This window comes from Caproiciproducens lactatisolvens (assembly GCF_052443335.1).
GTDB lineage: Bacteria > Bacillota > Clostridia > Oscillospirales > Acutalibacteraceae > Caproiciproducens.
Genome location: NZ_CP195750.1, coordinates 704,794 through 730,257 on the forward strand (window position 1 = coordinate 704,794; position 25,464 = coordinate 730,257).

At 49.0% G+C, this 25,464-nt stretch carries 24 protein-coding genes; 23 read left to right on the forward strand and 1 reads right to left on the reverse strand.

Annotation, left to right across the window (positions count from 1 at the left end; translation table 11 throughout):
• Positions 1–28: 28 nt before the first annotated feature.
• The 20 genes from ACRQV7_RS03440 (at position 29) to ACRQV7_RS03535 (ending at position 20,166) form a co-directional block, all read left to right on the forward strand.
• Positions 29–1,189, forward strand: a complete 1,161-nt coding sequence (locus ACRQV7_RS03440; protein WP_275716324.1) for a PucR family transcriptional regulator — start codon at positions 29–31, stop codon at positions 1,187–1,189.
• Between the two features lie 337 nt (positions 1,190–1,526).
• Positions 1,527–2,765, forward strand: coding sequence for an ABC transporter substrate-binding protein (locus ACRQV7_RS03445; protein ID WP_444659461.1), 1,239 nt, complete (start codon positions 1,527–1,529; stop codon positions 2,763–2,765).
• A 193-nt stretch (positions 2,766–2,958) separates the two neighbouring features.
• Positions 2,959–3,714, forward strand: a complete 756-nt coding sequence (locus tag ACRQV7_RS03450) for an ABC transporter ATP-binding protein (RefSeq protein ID WP_444659462.1) — start codon at positions 2,959–2,961, stop codon at positions 3,712–3,714.
• Complete coding sequence (locus ACRQV7_RS03455) at positions 3,707–4,414, forward strand: ABC transporter ATP-binding protein (RefSeq protein WP_275716330.1); 708 nt, start codon at positions 3,707–3,709, stop codon at positions 4,412–4,414. The genes ACRQV7_RS03450 and ACRQV7_RS03455 overlap by 8 nt, the downstream gene beginning before the upstream one ends.
• 11 nt (positions 4,415–4,425) lie before the next feature.
• Positions 4,426–5,295 carry a branched-chain amino acid ABC transporter permease gene (locus ACRQV7_RS03460; protein WP_275716332.1) on the forward strand — a complete coding sequence of 290 codons (870 nt, stop codon included), beginning with the start codon at positions 4,426–4,428 and terminating at the stop codon, positions 5,293–5,295.
• Positions 5,296–5,312: 17 nt separating this feature from the next.
• Positions 5,313–6,350, forward strand: coding sequence for a branched-chain amino acid ABC transporter permease (locus ACRQV7_RS03465; protein WP_275716334.1), 1,038 nt, complete (start codon positions 5,313–5,315; stop codon positions 6,348–6,350).
• A gap of 115 nt (positions 6,351–6,465) precedes the next feature.
• A complete protein-coding gene (locus ACRQV7_RS03470; protein WP_444659464.1) occupies positions 6,466–7,818 on the forward strand; it encodes an aspartate aminotransferase family protein in 1,353 nt (450 codons plus the stop codon).
• Positions 7,819–7,844: 26 nt separating this feature from the next.
• A complete protein-coding gene (locus ACRQV7_RS03475; protein ID WP_275716338.1) occupies positions 7,845–8,495 on the forward strand; it encodes a cytidylate kinase-like family protein in 651 nt (216 codons plus the stop codon).
• Complete coding sequence (locus tag ACRQV7_RS03480) at positions 8,492–9,604, forward strand: 4-hydroxybutyrate dehydrogenase (RefSeq protein ID WP_444659465.1); 1,113 nt, start codon at positions 8,492–8,494, stop codon at positions 9,602–9,604. The genes ACRQV7_RS03475 and ACRQV7_RS03480 overlap by 4 nt, the downstream gene beginning before the upstream one ends.
• Before the next feature lie 49 nt (positions 9,605–9,653).
• Positions 9,654–11,282 (forward strand): amidohydrolase, encoded by a 1,629-nt coding sequence (locus tag ACRQV7_RS03485; RefSeq protein ID WP_444659466.1) that lies wholly within the window; start codon positions 9,654–9,656, stop codon positions 11,280–11,282.
• Positions 11,283–11,612: 330 nt separating this feature from the next.
• The gene (locus ACRQV7_RS03490; protein WP_444659467.1) at positions 11,613–13,430 is read left to right on the forward strand and encodes a BglG family transcription antiterminator; all 1,818 of its coding nucleotides are present in this window, start codon (positions 11,613–11,615) and stop codon (positions 13,428–13,430) included.
• A complete protein-coding gene (gene dgoD / locus ACRQV7_RS03495) occupies positions 13,427–14,572 on the forward strand; it encodes a galactonate dehydratase (protein WP_444659468.1) in 1,146 nt (381 codons plus the stop codon). Before ACRQV7_RS03490 ends, dgoD begins: the two co-directional genes overlap by 4 nt.
• 77 nt (positions 14,573–14,649) lie before the next feature.
• Positions 14,650–14,907, forward strand: coding sequence for an HPr family phosphocarrier protein (locus tag ACRQV7_RS03500; protein ID WP_444659469.1), 258 nt, complete (start codon positions 14,650–14,652; stop codon positions 14,905–14,907).
• 448 nt (positions 14,908–15,355) lie between these two features.
• The gene (locus tag ACRQV7_RS03505; RefSeq protein ID WP_444659470.1) at positions 15,356–16,117 is read left to right on the forward strand and encodes a flavodoxin family protein; all 762 of its coding nucleotides are present in this window, start codon (positions 15,356–15,358) and stop codon (positions 16,115–16,117) included.
• Positions 16,118–16,142: 25 nt separating this feature from the next.
• Entirely contained in the window at positions 16,143–16,751 is a 609-nt protein-coding gene (locus ACRQV7_RS03510) for a TetR/AcrR family transcriptional regulator (protein WP_275716362.1), read from the forward strand.
• Positions 16,752–16,798: 47 nt separating this feature from the next.
• Entirely contained in the window at positions 16,799–17,506 is a 708-nt protein-coding gene (locus tag ACRQV7_RS03515) for a DUF998 domain-containing protein (RefSeq protein ID WP_444659471.1), read from the forward strand.
• 69 nt (positions 17,507–17,575) lie between these two features.
• Complete coding sequence (locus ACRQV7_RS03520; RefSeq protein ID WP_444659472.1) at positions 17,576–18,109, forward strand: flavodoxin family protein; 534 nt, start codon at positions 17,576–17,578, stop codon at positions 18,107–18,109.
• 203 nt (positions 18,110–18,312) lie between these two features.
• Positions 18,313–18,789, forward strand: a complete 477-nt coding sequence (locus tag ACRQV7_RS03525) for a helix-turn-helix domain-containing protein (RefSeq protein ID WP_444659474.1) — start codon at positions 18,313–18,315, stop codon at positions 18,787–18,789.
• A complete protein-coding gene (locus ACRQV7_RS03530) occupies positions 18,786–19,532 on the forward strand; it encodes an ABC transporter ATP-binding protein (RefSeq protein WP_444659475.1) in 747 nt (248 codons plus the stop codon). The genes ACRQV7_RS03525 and ACRQV7_RS03530 overlap by 4 nt, the downstream gene beginning before the upstream one ends.
• On the forward strand, positions 19,522–20,166 hold the full coding sequence (locus ACRQV7_RS03535) for an ABC-2 transporter permease (protein WP_444659476.1): 645 nt from the start codon (positions 19,522–19,524) through the stop codon (positions 20,164–20,166). Before ACRQV7_RS03530 ends, ACRQV7_RS03535 begins: the two co-directional genes overlap by 11 nt.
• Before the next feature lie 383 nt (positions 20,167–20,549).
• On the opposite strand, the gene ACRQV7_RS03540 is transcribed toward ACRQV7_RS03535, so the two are convergent.
• Complete coding sequence (locus ACRQV7_RS03540) at positions 20,550–21,731, reverse strand: aldose epimerase family protein (protein ID WP_444659478.1); 1,182 nt, start codon at positions 21,729–21,731, stop codon at positions 20,550–20,552.
• A 95-nt stretch (positions 21,732–21,826) separates the two neighbouring features.
• On the opposite strand from ACRQV7_RS03540, the gene ACRQV7_RS03545 reads away from it, so the two are divergent.
• The 3 genes from ACRQV7_RS03545 (at position 21,827) to ACRQV7_RS03555 (ending at position 25,453) form a co-directional block, all read left to right on the forward strand.
• Complete coding sequence (locus ACRQV7_RS03545; protein WP_444659479.1) at positions 21,827–23,332, forward strand: sugar ABC transporter ATP-binding protein; 1,506 nt, start codon at positions 21,827–21,829, stop codon at positions 23,330–23,332.
• Entirely contained in the window at positions 23,329–24,345 is a 1,017-nt protein-coding gene (locus ACRQV7_RS03550) for an ABC transporter permease (protein WP_275716377.1), read from the forward strand. Before ACRQV7_RS03545 ends, ACRQV7_RS03550 begins: the two co-directional genes overlap by 4 nt.
• 64 nt (positions 24,346–24,409) lie before the next feature.
• A complete protein-coding gene (locus ACRQV7_RS03555; protein ID WP_444659481.1) occupies positions 24,410–25,453 on the forward strand; it encodes an arabinose ABC transporter substrate-binding protein in 1,044 nt (347 codons plus the stop codon).
• Positions 25,454–25,464: the final 11 nt, after the last annotated feature.

The window sequence follows — 25,464 nt, forward strand, 5'->3', positions numbered from 1 at the left end:
GCTCTTCATGGTTTAAAGGAGGCGCATTATGGCGGTTTTACTGGGGAAATTATATTCTGAAATTGGCCCGAAGTACCAGCTCAAACTGATTGCGGGAAAAGAAGGAATCTTTAATTTAGTGGATTGGGTCCAGATTGTTGAAAACAGCAACCTGATTCCTTTCCAGAGACAGAATGAGTTGGTTATTTCTACCGGCGTTGCAAACCATGATGAAGAAGGCTTGATATCCTTTTGCGAACAGCTTTATGACAGGAATATAAGCGGGTTGATCATTAATATCGGACCTTATATAAAGAATATATCTCCCAGGATCATTCAATACTGCAATAAAGTAGGGTTCCCGCTTTTTGTACTGCCATGGGAGGTTCGTCTTGTTGATATCATGCATGACATGGGACGTTCTATTTTGAAGAGAGAGCAGATTGAAGACAACCTTTCCGAAGCAGTTCAGAATGCTATTTTTTCACCTAAGGAACAGGATGTATACAAAAAAATACTGGCCAGAAACGGATTTGGAGAGGAGACCAGATATTGCCTGATCGCTTTGGCTCTGCAGACCGGCCAGAAAGAGAAAATGGAATACTGTATCAACCTTGCAACCGATAAGCTCATCGAGGATTTAAACAGGATCAACGCCTCCTTTGTCCTTTTTACAAGGGATAGACGTATTTATATGGTATCTGCGAATTATAACGAAGGGGAAATTGATTCGATCAAACAGAGCCTTCTGAAACTTCAAAAGACGTATTCAAAACAATTTCAGCTGAACGCGGTTTTTTCCCCGAGAAATTTACCGGTTGAATCCCTGAGCGACTATTATAAACGTCTGAACGCGATGCTGAAGCTGGCTGTCGGTAAGAACCGGGAAATGATGGAATATGACGAGGAAGTTATTTACAAATTGATTCTGGCAGTCGGATCGCAGGATGAAATCAAAGACTTTTACAGGAATACCTATGGCCGGCTTGCCGAATATGATAAAGCGAACCATACAAACTGCTGTGAACTGTTAAAGCAGTATTTTGAAATGAACGGAAGTATTCAGAAACTGGCCAGCTCCCATTTTGTCCATAGAAACACAATCAATTACCAATTGAGAAAAATTGAAAAAATATGTAATATAAATTTGGAAAATTGGGAAGACAGACTAAAAATTCATCTGAGTATTTTTATGGATGATCTTTTGTAAATTGTGCATATGCACAAAATAATTCGCAATCATGTCGGTTGACAATCCGCATATGATCTGTTATAATCGTCCTTAAATAAGACGCATACACTAAATTCTATAAATTGAGGGCAAAGAAGCTATTCCTTAAACGGGAGTTTCTTTGCCCTTTTTTTATTCATTAAATTTGTATATTTATTCAATCAAAAAGAATCTCAGCAGCAAAAAAAAACAAAAATCATAATATCAGGAATTGGCGGTTAAAAGCAAAGGGGCTTTCTTCATCCGGATAAAGGCTCTTTGCTTTTATCATACACAGGACTTCAAAAATTCAACCATCTCTAAGGGGGAAAGAACAGTGAAAAAAATCATATCTATTTTGTTGGCAGTGTCACTGTCCGTAAGCTTGGGTGCATGCGGTCAAACAAATGGTGCGACTTCCTCGCCGGCAAGCAATGCGGCGTCCGGCGGCGATACGATCAAGATTGGCGTATCCGGCCCTACGTCGGGAACAAGCGCCGAGTCAGGCGTTGCAATTAATACCGGCATTCAGATGGCGATTGACGACGTGAATAAAGCGGGCGGTATTCAGGTCGACGGCGCGAAGAAGCAGGTGAAAGCGATTTTCTACGACAGCCAGACGAATACGGCGACGGGACTTTCCAACTGCCAGAAACTGGTTTCCGTGGATAATGTCGATTTTCTGTGGGCCGATACGATCAACAGCTCCGTCGGCATTGCGGCGATGGAAGTCGCCAAAACCACCGATATCTGTGTTGCGACCCTCGAATGCGTAAGTACCGAAATCTCAAAGAAATATGTTTCCGACCCGAACAGCTACAAAAATTTCTTCAAATTTGAGTTTAACAGCGAAGCGTATGGCAACGCGATCGCAAATTCGATCATAGACATGGCCAAATCCGGAAAACTGGATGCCGGCGATAAAAAGGTCGCCCTGCTTGGAGAAGATTCCGACTACGGCCGGTCCAATTTGGGCGCCTGCAAAGAATTGCTGACACAGGCGGGCTATACGATCGATTCTGAAGATTACGTGCCCATGGATACAACGGATTTCTACTCGGTATTGAGCAATATTAAAAATAAGAAAAGCGATCTTCTGGTTTCCTGCTTTACTTCCACCGCCGCGGGGTCCGCGCTTGTGAAGCAGTATCAGGAAAACGGAATCGAGTCTACCCACTTCGCGATTTATTATCCGTCTCAGAAAGAATTTGTCAGTCAGGTCGGCGACCTGGCGAACGGTTTGTATTGGACTCCGTTTTTGATCAATGAAGAAGATAAAGGCATTCAGGAATTTGCGGAAAAACTCAAGGCGCACAACGGAGATAAAGTCAATCTCGACAATATTCAGGGCTACGATATGATGATGAAAGTGCTGAAGGCAATGGAACAGGCCGGAACCACAAAAGGGGAGCAATTGTCGCAGGCATTGCTGAGCCTTGATCATAAGGGATACTCAGGAACCTATTCGTTCGATCCTGAGACCCATACGGGCAAAGACGGCGCGGATTTCATTCCGATCAAAATCTGCAAGATCGACAGCGGAAGCAATAAAGTCGTGTGGCCTTCACAAGGATGAGTTTTCCATAGAATTTTGGTCCGCTTCTGCTTGATAAGGGCATATTTTCTGAGGAAGATATGCTCTTTCGGCAGCGGTGAAAAAATCGGGCGGTAAAATCGGTTCAGCCTTTACGGGAACTTTTGCGATGCGGCTTCAAAGTGTTGTGGGACGGTGCCCAATGCTGACACATGATTTGGGAAAAGAGGACAAAATGGCAGAAAATATGATTTTAAGCGTTCGCAATATCACAATGAAATTTGACAGTTTTATGGCCCTCAATGACATTTCATTTGATTTGGAGAGAGGCAGCATCTTAGGAATTATCGGGCCGAACGGCGCGGGAAAGACGACGCTGTTCAACACCATCACGGGCTATTACCAGACTTATTCCGGAAAGATTCTTTTCAACGGAACGTCGGTGCGCGGCATGCGGCCGGACAAACGCTGCTGCATGGGAATCGCGAGAACCTTTCAGATAACAAAGCCGTTCGAAAACATTTCCATTCTTGGAAACGTCATGGTGGGGGCTTATTATGGCAAGAGCCTGAAAAAGAAAAGCTCTATCAAAGACTGTGAAAAAGAAGCTTATGATTTGATAGAAAAGGTCGGGCTTTCAGATAAAATCAATGATCCGGCCGGCAGCCTCAACGTATCCCAGAGAAAAAAGCTCGAACTTGCCAGGGCGTTAAGCACGAAGCCGGAATTGCTGCTTCTGGATGAAGTCGTCGGCGGACTGAACCCGACGGAGGTTGTCGATATGATGGAGATCATCAAAAGCATCAATCAATCCGGAGTCAGCATTTTGATGATCGAGCATGTTATGAAAGCGGTCATGGGCGTTTCCCACAGGATTCTGGTCCTGAACCACGGAGAAAAGCTCGCGGAAGGCGAACCGGCGGAGATCATAAAAAACCCCGATGTGATCAGCGCTTATCTGGGAAATAAAAGGGAGGTCAAGCATGCTTAAGATCGACCATTTAAATGCTTTTTACGACGATGTGCAGGTATTGTACGATATCAGTCTCGAAGTGCGGGATGGCGAAATCGTAACCATTTTGGGTTCCAATGGAGCGGGCAAGACCACATTGATGAAAACAATCTGCGGCGTCATCAAAAATCGCTCCGGCAGCATCGAGCTGAACGGCGAAAATATCATGAATGTCCCGGCCTATCGGCTTGTTTCCAAGGGAATTGCGCTGATACCGGAAGGCAGGCATCTTTTCCCGGAGCTGACCGTAAGGGAAAACATATTGCTCGGAGCCTACACAAAGAAAGGGAAAGTTGCCGAAAGCGAATCCTTCACGCAGATTATGGATATGTTTCCGAGGCTGAAGGAGCGTTTGAATCAGCTCGCGGGTACCATGTCGGGCGGGGAACAGCAAATGTGCGCCATTGCGAGAGCTTTGATTTCCGATCCGAAGTTTCTTATGCTGGACGAGCCGTCCTTAGGGCTGGCCCCCAATATTGTCGACCTTGTTTTCGACATCATCGGTAAAATCAATAAGGAAAAAAACATTACGGTTCTGATCGTGGAACAAAATGCCAATATGGCGCTGCAGTCGGCCGATCGGGCATATGTTATGGAAACCGGCGAAATCAAAATGTCGGGGAACGCCCATGAGATGCTGGAGTCCCCCAAGATACAGAAACTGTATCTCGGGCTGTAAGGAGTGACATTATGACAAATTTTTTACAGAATTTAATCAACGGTTTGGTCGCCGGTTCCTATTACGCGGTTCTGGGGATGGGGCTGACCATCATTTGGGGCGTTTTAAAGATTATCAATGTGGCCCACGGCGATTTTTATATGCTGGGCGCCTATCTGTTATATACCTTTTTAACCATGGTTGGAGTCCCCGTAATCCCGGCCGTCATTCTTGCGGTTCTCGTCGCCGCCGTTCTGGCGATGATCCTGGAGCGCGCAGTCCTTACGCCGGCTTTGACACGGGACAGCATGGGGAATTCCCCGTTTGTTATTACGCTTGGAATATCCATTTTGCTGCAGAATTTCGTACAGTTGATTTACGGTGAGAGATATAAAAGCGTCCCCTATTTTAACGACGCCATTATCAAATTTCTGGGCGTTACCCTGGCGGCTCAGCGGATCATCGTTGTGATCGTGGCGTTTCTCGCTATGTTCGCCGCCATGCTTTTCATCCGGAAAACAAGATTTGGCTGGGCGATTTCGGCAACCTCGCAAAACACGTTCGCCGCGACCCTGATGGGAATCGACACGAAAAAGATTTATATGTTTACCTTCGGATTAGCCGCCGGGATGACGGCGCTGTCCGGCGGCCTGCTCGCGCCGATTTACGGGATCAACCCCTGGATGGGCGCCAGCATTCAGCTGAAATCCTTTGTGGTCTGCGTCATCGGGGGATTCGGCAATATCGGCGGTTCCATCGTCGCCGGACTTCTGCTGGGATTGATCGAAAGCTTTGCGGTACAGTATATCGGAACGGACTGGCAGAATGTCCTGGCCTACAGCCTGCTGATTCTCATGTTCTGGTTTAAGCCGAATGGACTTTTTGAAAAGAAGGGACATTAGATATGAGAGAAACAATCATGAAACTATTTGATCATAAAAAGTCCAAAAGGAATGCTTCCGCCGCGTTTTTCCTGGTGCTGCTCATTTTGCCGGTCCTGATCCGTCTGGTTTGTGACAACAGCCAGCAGAACTATTTCCTGAACATTTTCATCATGTGCTTTTATTGGGCGGCGCTTACTTCCTCCTGGAACCTGGTGGCGGGCTATCTTGGGATTTTCAGCATGGCCCATCAGGTTTTCTTCGGGATCGGCGCGTATGCTACGGCGATGTTCGGCCTGTATGCCGGAACATCCCCCTGGCTCGGCTTTCTGGTCGGCGGCGTTTGCGCGGCATTGGTCAGTGTCGTGATTGCCGTCCCCTGCCTGCGGCTGAAAAAGGCGCCTTATATCATCATAGCGACCATGGTTTTGGCGGAAATCGTCAGGCTTGTCTTTACAAACCTCAAGACCTGGACCAGAGGCTCCAGCGGCTTCTGGCAGATCCGTTCGTATGAAAACATCTCCGGAATCGACTTCAGCGGCGTCGATAAAATCCCTTATTATTATTTAATCCTTATCATTTTCGCGGTGATTGTAGGCGCCTGCGTTTACATCGTAAAATCTCCGACGGGCCTGGCCATGGAAGCCATTCGCGAATCGCAGGAAGCGGCGGAGGCAATCGGGGTAAATATCGCCAGAACCAAAATCAAGGTTTTTGTTGTCAGCGCGTTCATGGCCGGCGTAGTTGGCGCTTTTTATGCGCACTATATGAAAATCCTGACTCCGGACGCCATGTTCGGTCAGAATCTGATGACGGAATTTATCGCGATGAGCTTATTCGGCGGCACAGGGATTATCAGCGGCCCCATTTTCGGCGCTTTCTTTATTACGATTTTAATGGAATCCTTAAAATCGCTTGCCAATTATAAGCTGTTTATCTACGCAGGGATCTTAATTCTGGTAATGATCTTTCTTCCCGGCGGAGTTTTAAACAGCAAATCGGAATTTACCAGCGGTACCAATAAGCTGAAAAAACATTTTAATAAAAAATCCGGCAAAGCAGCCCAGACGAAGTAACGGCTGACACCGCAGGGCTTTTCCGGGAAAATGGGAAGAACGGACTGAATTACCGCAGGTTTCGACGTTTTGGAAAACGTCTGGAATAAATGATATATTTTATGGAGGAATCAAAATGCTGAAAGACGAGCTGCCAAAGATTATTACAAAAACCGTGCCGGGTGAAAAATCCGAAGCCTTGATCGCAAGGAGGGAAAAAGCGACGCCCGGAGCGATCCGATGTGTTTACCCCTGCGCAATGAAACGGGCACAGGGCGCCATGATAGAGGACCTGGACGGAAACCTTTTCCTTGACTGGATCGGCGGCGTGGGCGTGCTGAATATCGGCCACTGCCATCCGGAAGTGGTCGAGGCCGTCAGGGAGCAGGCCGGAAAATATTTTCATGGAATGTTTAATATTGTAACGCATGAAGGCTATGTCGCGTTGGCGGAGAAGATGAATGAAATCGTTCCCGTAAGGGGCGCGGTCAAAAAAACCTTCTTTGCCAACAGCGGCGCCGAAGCGGATGAAAATGCGGTGAAAATTGCGAAGGCCTATACGAAGCGGCCCAATATCATCGTTTTTTCAGGCGCCTTCCACGGCAGGACCATGCTGACGATGGCCATGACGTCAAAGAAATCATACGCGTTGGGGATGGGACCTTTTCCGGATGGCGTTTATCGCGCAGAATTTCCCTATCTTTACAGATGCCCGGGTAATATGACGGGAACCGAAGCGATTGATTACTATATCGGAAAAATCTACAAAGTGTTTGAAGAGGCTTCCCCCGCCGATCAGGTCGCCGCCGTTGTGGTCGAACCCCTGCAGGGAGAAGGCGGATTTATCCCCGCGCCGGTCGAATGGGTGAAAGCGCTTCGCAAAATCTGCGATGAAAAGGGCATCCTTCTGGTCGCGGACGAGGTCCAGTCGGGCTTTGGGCGCACGGGCAAAATGTTTGCGAGCTGCTACTGGAAAGAAGCGGGCTGCGAGCCGGACATCATTACCTCCGCCAAATCAATCGCCGGCGGCGTGCCGCTGAGCGCGATTACAGCCCGCGCTGAAATTCTGGACGCGGTTCCGGCCGGCGTGATCGGCGGAACCTTTGGCGGAAACGCGCTTGCCTGCGCCGCGGCCCTGAAGGTGATCGAAGTCATGGAAAGGGATCGTTTGTGCGAACGTTCTCTGGAAATCGGCGAGAAAATCCGGACGACGTTCAATAAATGGAAGGAAAAATACGCGGTTGTCGGAGACGTCAGAGGCCTTGGCGGAATGGTCGGAATTGAGTTTGTCAAAGATAAGAAAACAAAGGAGCCCAACGCTCCGCTTGTTTCAGCCTTGATCAAAGAATGCGCCGCTCACGGCCTGCTGATTGAAAACGCGGGTACCTATGGAAATGTCGTCCGTTTTTTGGCCCCGCTCGTAATCACGGACGCGCAGCTGGATGCGGGCCTTTCGATTTTGGAAGACGCGATACAAAAGTGTATGTGACGAAACCGTATGGAAAGGGGTACACCATGAGAAATTATGTGATTACAATCGCGAGAGGCTTTGGCAGCGGCGGAAAAGATATTGCAACCATGCTTTCTCAGGATCTGGGCATTCCGGTTTATGAGAAGCAGATCCTTCAGATGGCCTCTGAGGTGAGCGGGATTGCGGAAGGGCTGTTCTACGATGTCGACGAAAAATTAAAGGGCAGTTATCTCACCAATATGCTGAAAAAGGTCCCCTTTTCCACTGTGGCTGAGCCAAGCGAGAAGGATTTTATTTCGGACGTCAATTTGTTCAACATTCAGGCGGAAATTATCCGCAACCTTGCCAATACGGAATCCTGCGTGATCATCGGAAAATGCGCCGATTACCTTTTGAGGAATTACGAAAATGTCATCAGCGTGTATGTGGAAGCTCCGAGGGCGGACTGCGTGAAGTCCATCATGAGCAAGCTCCGGGTCGATGAGGACGAGGCAAACCAGATGATACACAGGACCGATAAATATCGCGCGGAGTACTATAAATATTACACCGGCGGCGGTAACTGGACCAATCCGATCAATTACGACATGACCTTGAACAGCGCCAGAATAGGACGGAAAAAATGTGTGGAGCTGATCAAGGACTATATTAAAATTAAGCTCGATACCAAGGAAGAGCAGGGTGTACAGTCATGAAGCAGCTTTTTATCAGGCCAACCATCTACCAATATTCCACCTGTGCGGAATTCGCGGAGGAATTCAAAATCGGGCGGGGAGATCTGCTCATTACGAACGGATATATTTACAAGCCTTTCTTGGCGGCGCTGAATCTGCAGTGCGACGTGCTCCTGAAGGAAAAATATGGCGCGGGGGAGCCATCCGATGAGATGGCCGAAGCCATGTACAGGGACGTCAAAGGCGGCTATAAGCGTATTATTGCGGTCGGCGGCGGTTCCGTCATTGATCTTTCCAAACTGTTCGCGCTCAAAAACGGATCGCCCGTTCTGGACCTTTTCGACGGGAAGCTGCCCCTTGTAAAAGATAAGGAACTGGTGATCGTACCGGCGACCTGCGGGACCGGAAGCGAAGTTACCAATATCTCTATTCTTGCACTCAACAGCCGGGGGACCAAAAAGGGGCTGGCCGCGGACGAACTGTATGCGGACAGCGCCGTACTGATTCCGGAATTGCTGAACAGCCTTCCCTTCCGGTATTTTTCAACCAGCTCGATCGACGCGCTGGTTCATGCGGTTGAATCCGCCCTTTCACCGAAAGCGACAGACGCGACAAAAATGTTCAGCTATAAAGCCATTGATATGATTTTAAGAGGTTATAAGGAAATCCGGGAAAAGGGACCCGACGCAAGGACTCCGCTGCTCGGTGATTTTCTGACGGCAAGCAATTACGCCGGTATCGCGTTTGGTAACGCGGGCTGTGCGGCGGTGCACGCGTTAAGCTATCCGTTGGGCGCGATCTATCATGTTCCCCACGGCGAGGCCAATTACGCCATGTTCACCGGTGTGCTGAAAAATTACATGGAACTGAAAAGCGACGGTGAAATCGCGGTGCTCAATCAGTTCCTTGCGGATATTTTAGTCTGCGGTACCGATCGCGTTTTTGAGGAGCTGGAGAAGCTGCTGGATGTCCTGATTCCGAAGAGGGCCCTTCATGAATATGGGGTAACGGAGCGAAACCTTGAAGAGTTTACCGACTCGGTCATGCTGAACCAAGGCCGCCTGATGGCAAATAACTTTGTGGAACTCAATCAGGAAAGGGTTTATAAAATTTATAAGGAACTGTTTTAGGGCTTTCGGAGGTTCCCTCTCCTGTAACGAAGATGAAGGAGGCAGTATCATGAGTAAAATTTTGTTATATAACGGGGAAGTCATTACCGTAAATGAGAAGGATGAAATCGCACGGGCGGTCCTGATCGAAGGAAACAAAATTCAATTCGTCGGTTCCGATGAAGAAGCGTTCAGACGATGCGGTGAATCGACACAAAAAATCGATGTGAAGGGAAATACCGTCCTGCCGGGATTTATCGAAACACATATCCATACGGCTTCCAGAGTCGTTCTTACCAAGGGAATTGATTTATCCCAAAAATCCGGTATCCTGAATATCGAAGACCTTCTGAACCGTATCAAAGAAAACGTGGCCTCCCTGAAAAAGGGGGAATGGCTGCAGTGCCATGGCCTGACTTTTGAAAATCTGGAGGAACGGCGCTGGCCGACCAGATGGGAACTTGACCGCGTTTCCCCGGACAATCCGGTGGCGATCACTCATTCCAGCGGGCACACCGGCCTGTATAATACGAAGGCTTTTGAGCTTTGCCATGTCCTGGACGGCCAAATCGACTATCCGGACGAACATGTGGTAAAGGATGAAAACAACGTTCCCAATGGAGTCATGAAAGAAGTAGGTCATTTTAAGATTCTGGATGTTATTGATCAATTCAATCCCGTCACGGAAGAAAAGCTCGTTCAGACTCTGATGGAATCGTCAAAACTCATGAACAGCGTCGGCATCACGACGGCTCACGATGCGGGCGCAACGGGGACTACGACAATCCGGGCAATGCAAAAAGCAGTGAAATCGGGAAAGCTTACCGTCAGGATGTACCCCATGCTGTTTACCCTGATGGGCAAGGATTTAAACATCGATTTTGTAAACGCCCAGATTCAGTCCGGGTTCGTTACCGGCTTTGGCGACGAATATATGAAAATCGGACCGGTCAAGATCATGGTCGACGGGTCGGGGGCGTCCGGAACCTGTGCTACACGGCAGCCCATGAGCCATAACGGGAAGATGATGCCGCCTTCCATGACGCAGGAAGAAGTGGACGACATCGTCGTAAGGGCGCATCGGGCAGGCTTCCAGATTACGGCGCACTGTATCGGCGATAAAGGCGTTGAGATGGTTCTGGACGCTTATGAGAAAGCGCAGAAAGAATTTCCGCGTGAAAACTGCAGGCACAGAATCGAACATTGCATGATTGCGGAACCGGATCTGTTGGAACGCATCCGGAAATTGGAGATCATCCCAACGTTCAATCCCGCGTTCATCAATCTTTGGGGCGTCTCCTTCAATAAGTATTATCAGGGAAGCCGTCAGAAATATCTGATTCCCATGCGCAGTGCGATCGACAGGGGGATTGTCTGCACGGCGGCGTCCGACTGGGAGTGCATCCCGGATATCCGGCCCATTCAGGGAATTGCCTCCGCGATGGACAGGACGGTCTATGCAAACGGGGAAAAGGTTGCGGAAAACCAGGCGATTTCCCTGATGGAAGCGATCCGCTGCTATACCTATTACGCGGCGTACGCAGGGTTTGACGAAGGTATCAAAGGAAGCCTTGAAGCGGGAAAACTGGCCGATGTAGTTGTCCTGGACGGCAGGATTACAGAGAAGACACCGCGTGAAATCAGCAAAATGTCGATGCTAAAAACGATTTTCGACGGCAGGATCGTTTATGAAAAATAAGAGGATTCCACCCGCTGAATCCTGAGACGGCTTGTAAAAAAGCATTGTTCCATTCATGGGAAAGGCAACAAGCATATTCCTGCCGGGTAAGGATCATTCATGATGAAAAGCCAAGGACTCTCGCTCTCATTTATCGGAGAGCGCAGGAATCCCTGGCTTTTTCTTTGTTGACCACAACCGAAAAGAGTTCAGTTTCAAAGGCATGGGTTGTGAGACGCGCTCCGGTTTTGCTGTGCTAATCGAACAATTTCTTTCAAATAAACAGAAGAATTCTCAACTTTTCTTTCATTTTTTTAGGGTTTATACTAAAAATGTAGTAAAGAGGGCGGCATGCGAAAGCCAATGGGGACGATCTATCAATACCAAAAACGCCTACGGAAAGAAAGACGGGTGATTTTCATTAATCGAAGAGCGATTGACATCCTGACGGATATTGCGTCGAAAAAGAAGCATTACAGCTTGTCCACTCTGTCGAAGAAGGAAAACAGGACGGAGCGTACCGTCCGTACGGACCTCGGGGTCATCAACGATTACCTCGTGCGCAGTGGTTTCCCGGAAATCACGGTTCAGAAGGACGGCCTGTTCGACCTGGAGGCAGACCTGTTCTCCGTGCAGGAGCTGATCTCCCACATCGATTTTTACGATTATGCGATTTCCCGTGAAGAACGGCTCCGGATCTCTTCTCTTTTGCTGATCTGTCATGCCGGTTTTATTACGCTGCAGCAGGTGGCTGCTTTTATGAATGTTTCGCGTTCGACGGTCGCGAATGATCTGGAGGCGCTGCATGAGAGCCTCGCTGTCAGTGGGCTGGTGCTGTCTTCGCACCCGAACAGGGGCATCCGGGTCATTGGGGATGAGAAGAAAGTCCGGCTTTTGTTTTTCCGGTTCATGCGGGAGGATCCGCTGCTTGTCAGAATATTTTTCAATCAAGGCAGTGTGGAGCAGTTCCTGCCTGCTCTCGGAAAAAGTCTGGACGATACGATGCTGGTCATCCGCAAGCTGATTACGGAATCCGAAAATCTGCATACCGTTTTCCTTTCAGAGGATTCCTTCACACAGATCCAGTATATCCTTCTTTTTTCCGTGCTCAGGACGAAAAACGGAAATTTCCTGAGCGGACCGGACTCTCTGCCGGAACAGAAAGACCGGAGGCAGATCGCGATTCATTTATATAAAAACATCATCCAGTATTTTCAGTTGAGCTACAGCCCTGGCGAGTTGCGGCTGCTTAATGAACAGATGGCGCACCTGCATTACATTGAACGACAGGCGGACAATTCCAATATCGTGGAAGTGCAGACCATCACCAGAAAATTCATCGAAGCTGTTTCGGGTTCACTGGCAGTTAATCTCAACACGGATTACAGTCTGTTCGAAGGCCTTTCCAACCATTTGGGCTCGGCCTTTGAACGGGACCAGAATTTACCGGATTTTCCCGAGGGACACAATATTCTGGAGGAATATCCGCAGGTGCGGGATGTGATCGACGAGCATGCGCATATCATTCAAAAATATATCAACCGGGACCTGTCGAATACCGAGAAGGAATATATCGCGGTTTATTTGTGCGCGGCCATCGAAAAGATGCACAATATTACGTGCATCAACGTTGTGCTGATCTGTAATAGCGGGATCGGAACCTCCCAACTGCTGAAGGTGCGCATCAAAAAGCTGTTTCCCTTTAACATCGTGGGAGTCATCACCTCCTACGAGCTGGGCAAGGTCCGGCGCGGCGAGGTGGACCTGATCATCTCCACCGTGCCCGTCCGGAACAGCCCCGTGGACAGCGTGACTGTCACACCGCTCCTGAACGACGAGGATTATATGAAGATCGGCCGGAAAATAGAGCAGATCAAGAACCGGGGCACGCCGGTGGACCGTAGCGGCCGCAGCATATCGTTCAGCAGTCCAAAAGAAATTATGGAGAAGATTTCCCCGTATCTGAGCAGCAACAAAGAACTGGAGCGGGCAGTCGCGGATACCGTACAGGAGTATTTCAGAAAAATCCCGTCGGGTTTTCACCGGGAATGTATGCTGTCTGACTTCCTGACGCAGGATTTTATTCGTCTTGACGTGGACTGCGCAGCCTGCTGGTACTACTTCGGGCATGTCAGGAAGTTAAAAGGAATTATGGAGGAAGCTTCATGAAAATCAGTGCGGTCAAAGTTTATACTGTTAAACCAAGATGGATATTTATCAAAATTTCAACGGACGAGGGCATTGAAGGCTGGGGCGAAATGATCTCCGGCACCAAGACGAAGACCGTCGTTGCCGGAGCCTATGAAATCGGCAATACGCTGATCGGCCGCGACCCGTTCGCTATCGAAGGTATCTGGGAAGAACTGTACAAGTCGTTCTTCCGGGGCGGTCCGATCAATTCCACCATTGTGTCCGGTATCGAAATGGCTTTGTGGGACATTAAAGGCAAGGCGCTGAATGTGCCCGCCTATGAGCTCCTGGGAGGCGCGGCAAGAGATAAAATCAAGGTCTATTCCTGGATCGGAGGAGACCATCCGCACGACGTGGTGGCGAACGCGCAGGAGCGCGTCGACGCCGGATTCGACTCCGTCAAGATGAATGCGACTTCGGAGCTGCATTATATCGATTCCTTCAAAAAGATTCAGGAAGTCCTTGACCGCGTCGGCTCGCTGCGCGACAAATTCGGATATGATCTCGGTATAGGCATCGATTTTCACGGCAGGGTCCACAAGCCGATGGCCAAGGTACTTGCAAAAGAGCTGGAGCCTTACCGGCTGATGTTCCTGGAGGAGGTCGTTCTGCCGGAAAACGAAGAAGCGTTCCGGGAAGTGGCTCTGCACACCTCCACACCGCTGGCAACCGGCGAACGCCTGAATTCCCGCTGGGCGTTCAAGAATCTGTTCCGTGAGGGTGTCATCGACATTGTGCAGCCGGATGTCGCGCTGGTCGGAGGAATTCTGGAAACGAAGAAGATCGCGGCGATGGCCGAGGGTTTTGACATGGCCGTTGCGCCGCATGCGCCTTACGGCCCGATCGCACTGGCCGCGACGCTGCAGGTGGACGCCTGCACCCCGAACGTGTTCATTCAGGAGCAATCCCTCGGTATCCACTACAATCGGGATTATGACCTGCTTGACTTTGTGAAGAACAAGGAAATCTTTCAGTACAGAGATGGATATGTCGGCCTGCCGACGAAGCCGGGGCTTGGCATCGAGCTGGACGAGGAAAAGGTCAAGAAGGTTTCCATGGACGAACTGGTCTGGACAAACCCGAAATGGAAGAACTACGACGGCACTTTTGCGGAGTGGTAACCGTACTTCTCGCGTCAATATTTTGAAAGGAGCGCATGATCGGCATGCGTCCGATTGTCCCGGTCATGTAACATACCATGAAGGAATTCACCTATAAAGTCACAGATCCCGAAGGATTTCATGCCCGCCCGGCAGGTCAGCTTGTCAAATTTGCACAGGGCCTCGATTCTGACGTAACCGTTTCGCTGGACGGCAGAAAGGCCGATGCGAGGAAAATCTTCGCGATCATGGGCCTGTGCGTCAAGCAGGACAATGTTATCACCGTATCGGTATCCGGCGGCAGCGAGGAAGCGAACGCGGCGTCCCTGAAGGCTTTTCTTGAGAAAAGCGTTTAGGCTTCCGATCGGAAACGGCCCACACAGCCAGTTTCCCTCCCTTCGGAATATCCTCCGAAGGGACTGAACACCGGACTTGTTTATTATAACCGTTTCCACCAGGGTTCCTCTCCTTGTCTATTGTACGGGATTCGGTTCACTCACGTGTGGCTTTAATTTTCCATTTATCACAACAAAAAATTGAAGCGGGCCGTTATGGCCCGCTTTTGCTTATCGGCTATTATGTTCAACCCATCACAAAGCCTTTCAGGGAATCATTCAAATCGGATAGTCTGTCTATAAACCTTTCTGCGCGGAGGCGAAAGAGGATCAGAAACCCTGTCACAATCAGGCCCGGCGCTTCGGGCCAAGTTAGAGGGATTGACAAATCCGTCTTAGTATATTACAATGTGAATGAATTAAAATATATTCATTCATAAAACTTGTTCATATCCTATGGAGGTCAGCTATGAAAAGGGTAATTGCATTGATCGGAAGCCAACGAAAGAAAGAAACCTACGACGCCGTCCTCAATTTTGGTGAGTACTTAACATCGCATGGCGGGATTGAATTTGAAACCATCTTTTTGCATGATTACAACCTTGGATTTTGCACTGGCTGCAAGCTGTGCTTTGACAAGGGGGAGGAATATTGCCCCCTGAAGGACGACCGGGATCTTCTGATTGAAAAAATAAGCCGGTCGGATGGCGTGATCTTTGCCTCTCCCAATTACGCATTCCATGTTTCCGCACGGATGAAGAATTTGTTTGACAGGCTGGCTTTTATCTTTCACAGACCGCGCTTCTGGGGCAAAGCCTGTATGTCGATTGTTGCGCAAGGGATTTTTGGCGGGAACAAAATCGTGAAGTATCTGAACAGTATGGGTGAAAATTTAGGATTTCACACGTCCCGCGGCTGTGTTCTGCAAACGCTGGAGCCCACCACGGAAGCCATGCGCAGGAAAAATGACAGGGAAATACAAAGGGCGGCAACGGCTTTTTACAAAGCGCTGATGTGCAGCACCCTGCCTCCTTCCATTTTCCGGCTGATGATGTTCCGCATTTCACGTACCAAAATACGCATGATGCTCAATGAGGAATACCGGGATTTTCGGTATTATCAGGAACACGGCTGGTTTGAGTCTGATTATTATTATGAAACTTCATTGGGGCTGCTTAAAAAGGTCATGGGAAGCTTCTTTGATTTTATAGGAAGAAAGACGACCGTCTAAAGTCACCCACTACAGGAGGATAAAAATGGACAGAAAAGCGGAAATCTATCGCTGCGGGAAGCATCTGTTCAGCCTAAAGGGATTTAAAGACACGAATGTTGCGGAAATCACGAAAATGGCTGGAATGGCGGCGGGCACGTTTTATAATTATTATCCCTCGAAAGATGCCTTGTTTCTGGAGATTTACAATGATGAAAATGTCGCTTTGAAAAAGAGCATTATGGAGGTCATAGATATTAATGCCGATCCTATGCTGACTATGCGGAAAATACTGGGGCTGAATTTCGAGGGTATGAAGGCCAATCCAATCTTGCGGGAATGGTACAACAGCGAGGTGTTCGGTAAAATAGAAAAAAGTTTTCGGGAAGAAAATGGGCTGGAGCATGTGGACTTTCTCTACAGCGGCTTTATTGAGATCGTGAAAAAATGGCAGGCTGAAGGACGGATGCGGCGGGATATCGACGCCGAAATGATCATGTCGATTTTCACCGCATTGGTTGTTACGGAAACACATAAAGATGAAATCGGGCTTGATTATTTCCCGCGTCTGATTGAATACCTGGCCGAATTCACGATGAAGGGGCTTATGGACTGCTCCGCGGACACGCCGCCAGACGCTGAGAATAAACAGTGAAAACAAGCCGAAGGCCGGTAAATTCATGTTTTGAAGGAGAGAAAAATATGAATCATACGACTAATGATCATGCTCAAGGAGAAACGCGGCAGGTATTAACCAAGCTTCAAACGGATTTGATTACCATGGGGATCGTATCCTCCATTCTCTATCTTATCACCGTCACAACCGCATCCGCTGTGTGGAGCGATTATAGCCCCGTATCACAAACCGTCAGCGAACTAATTACGATCGACGCGCCGACCAGATTGTATGTAGCGATGCTTTTTGTTGTTTATGACCTGCTGATCTATGCGTACGGCATTGGCATCATGCTCTCTTCAAATGGCAAACGGACGCTTAAAATAGCAGCGTTGCTGATTATCGCGAAAGAGGCCCTCGGACTTGCGGCTACACTCTTCTTTCCGATCCATCTGCGGGGAGTGGAAGCGGATTTTTCGGATACGATGCATGGAATTCTAACAGCGGCAGGGGTTTTTCTCTGTATGTTTCCGGCGATGATAGCGGGAGCGGTATCCTTTAAAGGAAAGTTCAGGGCCTATTCGATCATTACCATGATATTGTTTGTGATTTTCGGCATATTGGCCGGTCTGGATCAGCCGAAATACGCTTTAAATATGCCTACTCCCATGATGGGCGTTTGGGAGCGCATTAATATTTATGGATACATGTTATGGATTGTCGTATTCTCTATCCTGCTTCTAAGGTTGAACAGAGGGAACGAATCGGAAAAACGGATCACGGAAAATATGTAAAATGGTTTTATCAAAAAGGCAGTGAGTATAAAACAAAGTTAAATTTAAAACAGAACGGGGAGGATCTCGATGAACATCGCGGTTGTATCGTATTCTTACACGGGTAATAATGAAGCTCTTGCGGAAAGTGTGGCAAAAGAGTTGATGGCAAAGCATATCAAAGTCTCCGTAAAAAAACCCATAACAATGGGGAGCATCGTTATGGATATGCTTTTTTCCCGGATGCCTAAAGTACTGCCTGCCCCGGATATTCTTCGGCAATATGATTTCATACTCTTTTTCGGGCCCGTCTGGATGGGTCAGGCTGCATCCCCGCTTCGGGCATACTTAAACGAGCTGAAACAAAATCCGAAACCGTACGGCTTTTTATCCATCAGCGGCGGGGCCGACGGCGGAAACCCAAAGCTATCAAACGAGCTGCTGCGAAGAACGGGAAAGCAGCCCTCTATACTGATAGATCAGCATATTGCTGAATTGATTTCTCCAGACAATCCAACCTCACGCAAGGAAACCTCCGCTTACCGGATCAATAAGAATGACGTAAACCGGCTGACTAAGGCTGCAGTAGAAAGGATCAGACAATCCTCGCTTTATAATTTATAATAGAAGCAAAACTTAAGATGCCTGTTCAGACGAGAAATCGCGGCAGTGAAGGGCCATGGACTTATAACTTTAAGCCGCTTTTTTCATCCTTCCGTGACAATTGAAAAGCGTAGCATTTATATACGCAACCAAAACGAACATAATACGTATGCAGCGGTTGGTTGTATTCCTTGAATTTCAATTGTAATATTTAAGAGCGAGGTATGAAAAGTATGAATAATCTTAAAAATAACATTGCTGCCAATCTGCGTTATCTGCGAACCCGCCGCCGCTTATCGCAAGAGGAAGTCGCCGAGCAAGTCGGCGTCACACGGCAGGCCGTGGCAAAGTGGGAAAATGGAGATTCCCTGCCCGACATCTTCAATTGTGGAGCACTGGCCGACTTATTTGATGTATCCCTAAATGACCTTGTGCGTTATGATCCTGAACAGGAGGGAATTCCTATTGGCCCTAAAAACAAGCACATCTTTGGTACGGTAACCATAGGCGAAAGAGGACAAATCGTATTACCTAAAAAGGCGCGGGACACGTTAAAACTTCAACCCGGCGATACGCTGGTGGTTCTGGGGGACAGCGACCCGACAACCGCCGGAATTGCGTTGGTAAGCAGTAATACTTTTCTGCAGATGACCGGCAAGACTATTGATGCTTTTTTCAAGGGTAAGGAGGATAAAACTTGAATCTATTGTCTGTGCAGGGGATAACGAAGCATTATCCAGGTTTTACATTGCGTGACATTACGTTTTCACTGCCACAGGGCAGGATCATGGGGCTGATTGGAAAAAACGGCGCAGGAAAGACCACAACCTTAAAATCCACGCTGAATCTGGTGCGCCCGGACAGTGGGGTAATTGAAATGTTTGGCCGCAGCTTTGTGGAAAATGAAGAAAGCTGCAAGCAAAACATCGGTGCAGTTTTAGGCGGGATTGATTTCTACAAGCATAAAAAGTTAGCGGTTATTACGACGGTCACAAAGCGCTTTTACCGGAATTGGGACGAGGAAGCCTATCAAAAATATCTCAAGGCTTTTGCTCTCGACCCGCAAAAACGGGTGAAGGAACTTTCGTCCGGCATGAAAGTAAAATATATGTTAGCCCTTGCGCTATCCCATAATGCCAGGCTTTTGATTTTGGATGAACCCACAAGCGGGCTCGACCCGGTATCCCGTGATGATTTGCTGGGATTGTTTCGGCAGCTTGTGAAAGACGAGGAAAGGAGCATCCTTTTTTCTACCCACATTACGTCTGATCTGGAAAAATGCGCCGACGATATTACCTATATCAAAGACGGGGAACTGCTGAAAAGCGCCGAAAAATCCGTTTTTATCCGGTCGTTTCAAAACCTGAGGGAGCCGGGGGAAAACAGGGAGCTGTCTTTGGAGGAAATTATGATACGTACCGAAAGGAGAAGCTATGATATCTAATCTTCTTTACAAGGAACTGCGGCTGGCTGCCCATCCCAATCTGTATATCTTCACCCTGCTTGGTGCTCTGGTTATCGTTCCGGCGTATCCTTATGGCATGGTGTTCCTGTTCGGCTGCCTTGCGCCGTATCTTACTTTCCTGTATGGCCGAGAAACAAACGATATTTACTATACCGCTCTGTTGCCGGTAAAAAAAAGGGATACGGTGAAATCCAAATGCCTGCTTATGGTTTTGGCCCAAATGACGCAACTTCTTATTTCCCTGCCGTTTGCCGTACTGCGTGTTCATGTTCTGCCAAATGGCAATCCGGCTGGGATTGAAGCAAATGTGGCCTACTATGGCTTTGGGCTGATGATATATGCTGTCTTCAATGTGGTTTTGCTGACACAGTTTTTCAAAACAGCCTATAAAGTGGACATGGCGTTCCTTCTTGCTATCATACCGGCTGCCATTGCAGTGATTATAATGGAGGTGCTCGTACATTTTCCGGGGTTCGAGTGGCTCGACAGCGTTATACCCAATATGATGTTGCGGCAGTTGCCCATATTGGTTGTTGGCGCGGCAGTATATGTGATTGGAATGCTGATTGCATATCTGATTTCTGCAAAGCGTTTTGAGCAGGTTGATTTGTAAAGCTTTTGCCCGGAACTCTGAATCGCTTCTGTAGAACATTGCCCGCAGACAGACGACGCATCGCGTCCTGTGCTGCTGTTTCATTTACGGTTGCCCCATGCGGCAGGAAGTCTGATAATGATCAAAAACCAAGGATCCCGGCTCTCTTCAATCAAGAGCACCGGAATCCTTGGTTTTCTTCTTATTTGACCACAACGGAAAACTTCATTTAACTTACAGCCGTATAACAGTGCTCTGGATGACGCCAAATTTTCGCTGCGCCGCGCACGGTGGTTCTGTGTAATTATGTACTCGCCGGGCTCAACGGCGCGCTCCTCAACAATATCTCTCACTGCTCCGCCCTATTGGTAAATAAATTATGCGCTGATTTCACTGGATGTCTATCACAGGGTATCAAAATGAAAGGATATTTCCTTATGGTAGACGTCGCCGGGGAAAAGAAGAGGGGCGTCTTTTCCAAGCAGATTTGGGGCGTCCGGCGGATATTGCGCTTCCAGGGCATACGCGCTGCCGGCCGCGATTTTCTGACCGTCGGCGGTGAACCCGGCCTCTGAAAGATAACCGCCGGAATAAAAAACAAGGCATGGATAGTCCGTAGCAACGGTGACACGCCGCCCGCTTTTCGGGTCGTAAAGGGAAGCGGCGGGAAGGCATGCGTCCCTTAATACGTACGCATTGTTATACCCCCGCGCATTTTGAAGCTGGCTGTGGGCGGGAGCACTTTTCATTGCTTCTGCGACCGGACGGGGAGAGGTGAAATCGAAAGGAGTGCCCACTGTGCTTTCGCACGAAACCGGCAGATGATCGGCGTCGTTGAAATAAACTTTCTCCGCGTTGATCTGCAGCACTATGCCGTCACACGGTTTTGTAAAATCGCCTGTCAGATTCCAGTAAGTGTGGTTTGTCAGATTGAGAAACGTCGTTTTGTCCGTGACGGCGGTATACCGTATTTTCAGCGTATTATCGCTGGAAAGAGTATACCGTACCCCAAAGTGACGTTCGCCGGGGAATCCGTTCTGGCCATCGTTCAGGCGGGCTTTAAAAACAATGCCGGCCTCGTCCGGGCCGCAGAAGAACTCGCCGATCTCCCACAGAGAATGTCCCAGATTATTCGTTCCGCCATGCAGGGTGTTCCCGGAATCGTTTTTTTGCAGGGAATATTCCGTTCCCAGAATCGGCAAAAGGCCGTTCCGGATACGGCCGGCCGCCGGGCCGATTGTAGCGCCGCTGTAGGTGTCGCTACGGGAGTATTCCTCGTAGCTGCATAAAGAAAGCGCAATATTTATAAGGTGTCCGTTCCTGTCCGGCGTTTTTACAAAGGCAATGGCAGCACCCAAAGCTACAAAGCCAACCTCCGTGCCGAGGTCGTTCTTTAAGCAATAAACCGGATGATCCGCACGGGAGTCCTTCGAATATTGTGTAATATGCGTAAAAATGGGACAAGCACCCCCTTCTCTTTTTCTTCTCCATTTTAGTTTACAGATTCCTGTACGGAAAGCAATACGGAACTGTGAAAAGAGCAATTTTTTTAAATAGTTACGCAATTTTGAAAAACAAAAACCCATTTCTTTGTGATATCATAAATATCAACATATTAACAAAAGAGTAGTCGACTCACGAATAAAATATAGCAAATTATACGGAGAAGGAGGAGAAAGGGATGGAAAGTGTACTGGAATTTAAAAATATATCCAAATATTTTCCCGGTGTCGTTGCGCTGGATGATATCAGTTTCCAGGCACACAGCGGAGAAGTATTGGCCTTCCTTGGGGAAAACGGCGCAGGAAAATCGACCCTGCTGAAGATATTGAACGGCGATTACCAGCCGGATCGGGGAGATTACTTAATCGACGGGGTCCCTAAACACTTTCGCTCGCCTCACGAAGCAATCGAAGAGGGAATCAGCGTCATCTATCAGGAACGTCAGATTTTAATGGAGCTGACCGTTGCGGAGAACATCTATCTGGGCCGGATGCCGGCTAACAAGCTGGGAGTCATCAATAAGCGCCTTGCCAACAAAATGGCGCAGAAAATCATCAATGATTTCGGGCTGCCCATCACCCCCCAGACAAAAGTCAAGGATTTGAGTATCGCCTACCAGCAAATGGTGGAAATCATGAAGGCTTACAGCAGGGAGAACCTCAAAGTGATCTGCTTTGACGAACCCACGGCAAGTTTGAGCGATGCCGAGATCGAGTGCCTGTTTACGATTATCCGCAAACTGAAAAGTGAAAATAAAATCATTATCTATGTCTCGCACCGGATGGAGGAACTGAGAAAGATCACGGATAAAACCGTGGTTTTCAAGGACGGCCGTTATGTCTGTACGGTTTCCACCGGAGAGGTTTCGGACAAAGAGCTGATCCGGCTGATGGTCGGCCGTGATCTGGGGGACGTTTATAAGAGCCTTGACCGGGATAAGACCATAGGGGACGTGCTTCTGGACGTCAGAAATGTTTCCTCCGATTATGTGAAGGGAAATTCCTTTCAGCTGCGGCGCGGCGAGGTGCTGGGGTTCAGCGGACTGGTGGGCGCGGGGCGGACCGAATTGATCCGTGCCGTTATCGGCGCCGACTCCATGCGCAGCGGAGAAATCTATCTGGAAGGCAAAAAAATCGTCAACCGCTCGCCGAAAGACGCTATGGACAACGGCATTGTGCTGGTCCCGGAGGATCGGAAAATGCAGGGGATTCTGGCGAATTTGAGCGTGAAGGGCAACATTAATATCTCCATGCTGGATCAAAATGCAAAAAAATTCGGGATTGTAGATAAGAACAAAGAAGACGCCGTTGCCGAGAAGGGGATTTCCGAATTCAGGATCAAAACCCCTTCCGCAGACAAAAAGATTATCGAGCTGTCGGGCGGGAACCAGCAAAAATGCATTGTTGCGCGATGGATTGCGACCAATCCGAAGGTCCTGATTCTGGATGAACCCACCAAGGGGATCGACGTGGGCGCGAAATCCGAATTCTACCATATGATCTGCGCCTTCGCAAAACAGGGGCTTGGGGTGATTTTAATATCTTCGGAAATGCCGGAGGTCATGGGGCTCTCCGACCGGATTATTGTCATGAAATCGTTAAAGATTGTCGGGGAGATATCGCACGATGAAGCAACTGAGGACAGACTCCTCAGTATGGGAATGATAGGGGAGGATACAGAATGAACGAGACACCCAAACAGAAAAAGGGAATATCCGTATTGCAGGACATATTCAATATCATCGGCGGGGAAAGACTGGTATTGATTGGCGCAATCATCGTGGTATTTATCCTTTTTTCATCCTTGAACTCAAACTTTTTCTCACTGACCAATATTGTCAACCTGCTGGTGGCGGCATCCCTTGTCGGTCTGGTCGCCATAGGCCATACATACCTGATTATTGCCGGGCAGAACGATTTGTCGCCCGGATCTCTCGCCGCTCTTTCCGGAACGCTCTGCGCGTTACTGGTAAGCTGGAAAATCCCGCTGGTGCTGTCCATTCTGATCACCCTTGCGGTTGCGGCGGGTGTGGGTGTCTGCAATGCGACGATGGTGAATAAGATCAAGCTCGACCCTTTTATAGCCACCCTGGTATCACAGGCGATTCTCCGCGGCTTTGCCTATATCATTTGCGACGGCAAACCGGTCGCGATCAGCAATCCGGCGTTTATTGAAATCGGGAAAACAAGGTTTGCGGGAATTCCCTTATCGGTCTGGATCATGCTTCTTTCCATCGGGATTTTCGGTTTTATTCTTGCGAAAACCAAATTCGGGCGGAGCATCTATGCAATCGGCGGAAACAAGGACGCCGCGCGTCTGGCGGGACTGAACCCCCAGAGGATTATTTTAATCTGCTTTGTGATGATGGGCCTGTTCTGCGGGATCGGCGGAATCGTTTTTGCCGCCAGAATGAACAGCGGGCAGCCCGCCGCTAACGTAAACCTTGAGTTCGACGCCATTACGGCCGTAATTTTGGGCGGCGTCTCCTTTACCGGCGGCGTCGGAAATATGGGAGGAACCGTACTTGGGATCATTTTGATCCAGGCCTTCAACACCGGGCTGATTATGGTAAACGTTCCCTCCTTCTGGCAGTATGTGGCGCGCGGCGCATTGCTGCTGTTTGCCCTTACCACCGATTACCTGCGCAAAGAGAAACGCAACAAGGTCCTGCTGGCGGCCAGCATGAAGAATGCGTAATGATGATTTGTTGCTTTACATGCGATCAGCATGTTTAGAAAAATGTAAAACAGGAGGATGTTGTATGAAAAAAGCGTTAGCATTTATTTTGTCGGTCACGATGGCCTTTGCAAGCCTGGCGGGCTGCAGCAGCGGAGACACAGGCTCCGCCGGTTCGGCCGCGGGCTCACAGGCCGCGGCGGACGCGGGATCGAAAGGTTCCGGAAAATTGACGGTTTACGGAATCTATAAGGCCGGGGACCAAACGTGGTTCATCGATGAAGGCGCCGCCGCGAAAAAGGCGGTTGAGGCCGCGGGCGGAGAGTTTATCTATGTCGACGCCAAGATGAGCCCGGAGGAGTACCTGAAAGCAATCGACAACGCGATCGCCAACAACGCGTCCGGGGTCGTCACCTGTATTCCCGACCAGACGATGTCCCAGTCCGTCGTGGATAAGCTCACACAGGCAAAGATCCCCGTCATTGCGGCGGACGACGCCCTGCAGGACGGGAGCGGCAAAAAGCTGGCTCCCTGGGTCGGAATCGACGCTTATGCCATCGGAGAAACGAACGGGAAATGGCTTGCCGATTACGCAAAGAAAAACGATCTGGTTTCCAAATCCGATGTCGGCCTGCTGATTATGACCATGGATACTGTTTCCAGCTGCGTGCCGCGCGCGGAAGGGGAATATGACGCCTTTACGAAGGACTGCCCCGACTTTGCGGCAAGCAGGATTTTCAAGGCGGATTACGACGGAACGACCGATAAGGGCAACACCGCCGCCGCGACCGTGTTTACCGCTCATCCGGAAATCAAGACCTGGCTTGTGACCGGCGCGAATGAAGAAGGCACCATAGGCGCGTGCCGTGCTCTCGAGAGCGCGGGGCTCGATAAAAATGCCTGTGTGGTGGGCCTGGGCGCTTACCTCGCAAAGGACGAATTCAAGAAGTCCGGCGGTTCCCCAATGAAAGCCGCAACTTATTTCTCCTCCGATTCGATCGGGGCCGGCTCCGTGCAGGTGCTGCTCGATACGATCGCCGGGAAAGAAGTGAAGCAGGAAACGGCAGTAAGCGCAGAAATCGTTACTCCGGAAAACTACAAAGAAGTGATGGGTGCTGCTGCAGACTAAGCCCTTGTGAT

Coding starts and splice junctions, on each gene's coding strand:
- ACRQV7_RS03440 (WP_275716324.1), top strand. CDS start 29: ATGGCGGTTTTACTGGGGAAATTATATTCTGAAATTGGCCCGAAGTAC.
- ACRQV7_RS03450 (WP_444659462.1), top strand. CDS start 2,959: ATGGCAGAAAATATGATTTTAAGCGTTCGCAATATCACAATGAAATTT.
- ACRQV7_RS03455 (WP_275716330.1), top strand. CDS start 3,707: ATGCTTAAGATCGACCATTTAAATGCTTTTTACGACGATGTGCAGGTA.
- ACRQV7_RS03460 (WP_275716332.1), top strand. CDS start 4,426: ATGACAAATTTTTTACAGAATTTAATCAACGGTTTGGTCGCCGGTTCC.
- ACRQV7_RS03465 (WP_275716334.1), top strand. CDS start 5,313: ATGAAACTATTTGATCATAAAAAGTCCAAAAGGAATGCTTCCGCCGCG.
- ACRQV7_RS03470 (WP_444659464.1), top strand. CDS start 6,466: ATGCTGAAAGACGAGCTGCCAAAGATTATTACAAAAACCGTGCCGGGT.
- ACRQV7_RS03475 (WP_275716338.1), top strand. CDS start 7,845: ATGAGAAATTATGTGATTACAATCGCGAGAGGCTTTGGCAGCGGCGGA.
- ACRQV7_RS03480 (WP_444659465.1), top strand. CDS start 8,492: ATGAAGCAGCTTTTTATCAGGCCAACCATCTACCAATATTCCACCTGT.
- ACRQV7_RS03485 (WP_444659466.1), top strand. CDS start 9,654: ATGAGTAAAATTTTGTTATATAACGGGGAAGTCATTACCGTAAATGAG.
- ACRQV7_RS03490 (WP_444659467.1), top strand. CDS start 11,613: ATGCGAAAGCCAATGGGGACGATCTATCAATACCAAAAACGCCTACGG.
- dgoD (WP_444659468.1), top strand. CDS start 13,427: ATGAAAATCAGTGCGGTCAAAGTTTATACTGTTAAACCAAGATGGATA.
- ACRQV7_RS03500 (WP_444659469.1), top strand. CDS start 14,650: ATGAAGGAATTCACCTATAAAGTCACAGATCCCGAAGGATTTCATGCC.
- ACRQV7_RS03505 (WP_444659470.1), top strand. CDS start 15,356: ATGAAAAGGGTAATTGCATTGATCGGAAGCCAACGAAAGAAAGAAACC.
- ACRQV7_RS03510 (WP_275716362.1), top strand. CDS start 16,143: ATGGACAGAAAAGCGGAAATCTATCGCTGCGGGAAGCATCTGTTCAGC.
- ACRQV7_RS03515 (WP_444659471.1), top strand. CDS start 16,799: ATGAATCATACGACTAATGATCATGCTCAAGGAGAAACGCGGCAGGTA.
- ACRQV7_RS03520 (WP_444659472.1), top strand. CDS start 17,576: ATGAACATCGCGGTTGTATCGTATTCTTACACGGGTAATAATGAAGCT.
- ACRQV7_RS03525 (WP_444659474.1), top strand. CDS start 18,313: ATGAAAAGTATGAATAATCTTAAAAATAACATTGCTGCCAATCTGCGT.
- ACRQV7_RS03535 (WP_444659476.1), top strand. CDS start 19,522: ATGATATCTAATCTTCTTTACAAGGAACTGCGGCTGGCTGCCCATCCC.
- ACRQV7_RS03540 (WP_444659478.1), bottom strand. CDS start 21,731: ATGGGTTTTTGTTTTTCAAAATTGCGTAACTATTTAAAAAAATTGCTC.
- ACRQV7_RS03545 (WP_444659479.1), top strand. CDS start 21,827: ATGGAAAGTGTACTGGAATTTAAAAATATATCCAAATATTTTCCCGGT.
- ACRQV7_RS03550 (WP_275716377.1), top strand. CDS start 23,329: ATGAACGAGACACCCAAACAGAAAAAGGGAATATCCGTATTGCAGGAC.
- ACRQV7_RS03555 (WP_444659481.1), top strand. CDS start 24,410: ATGAAAAAAGCGTTAGCATTTATTTTGTCGGTCACGATGGCCTTTGCA.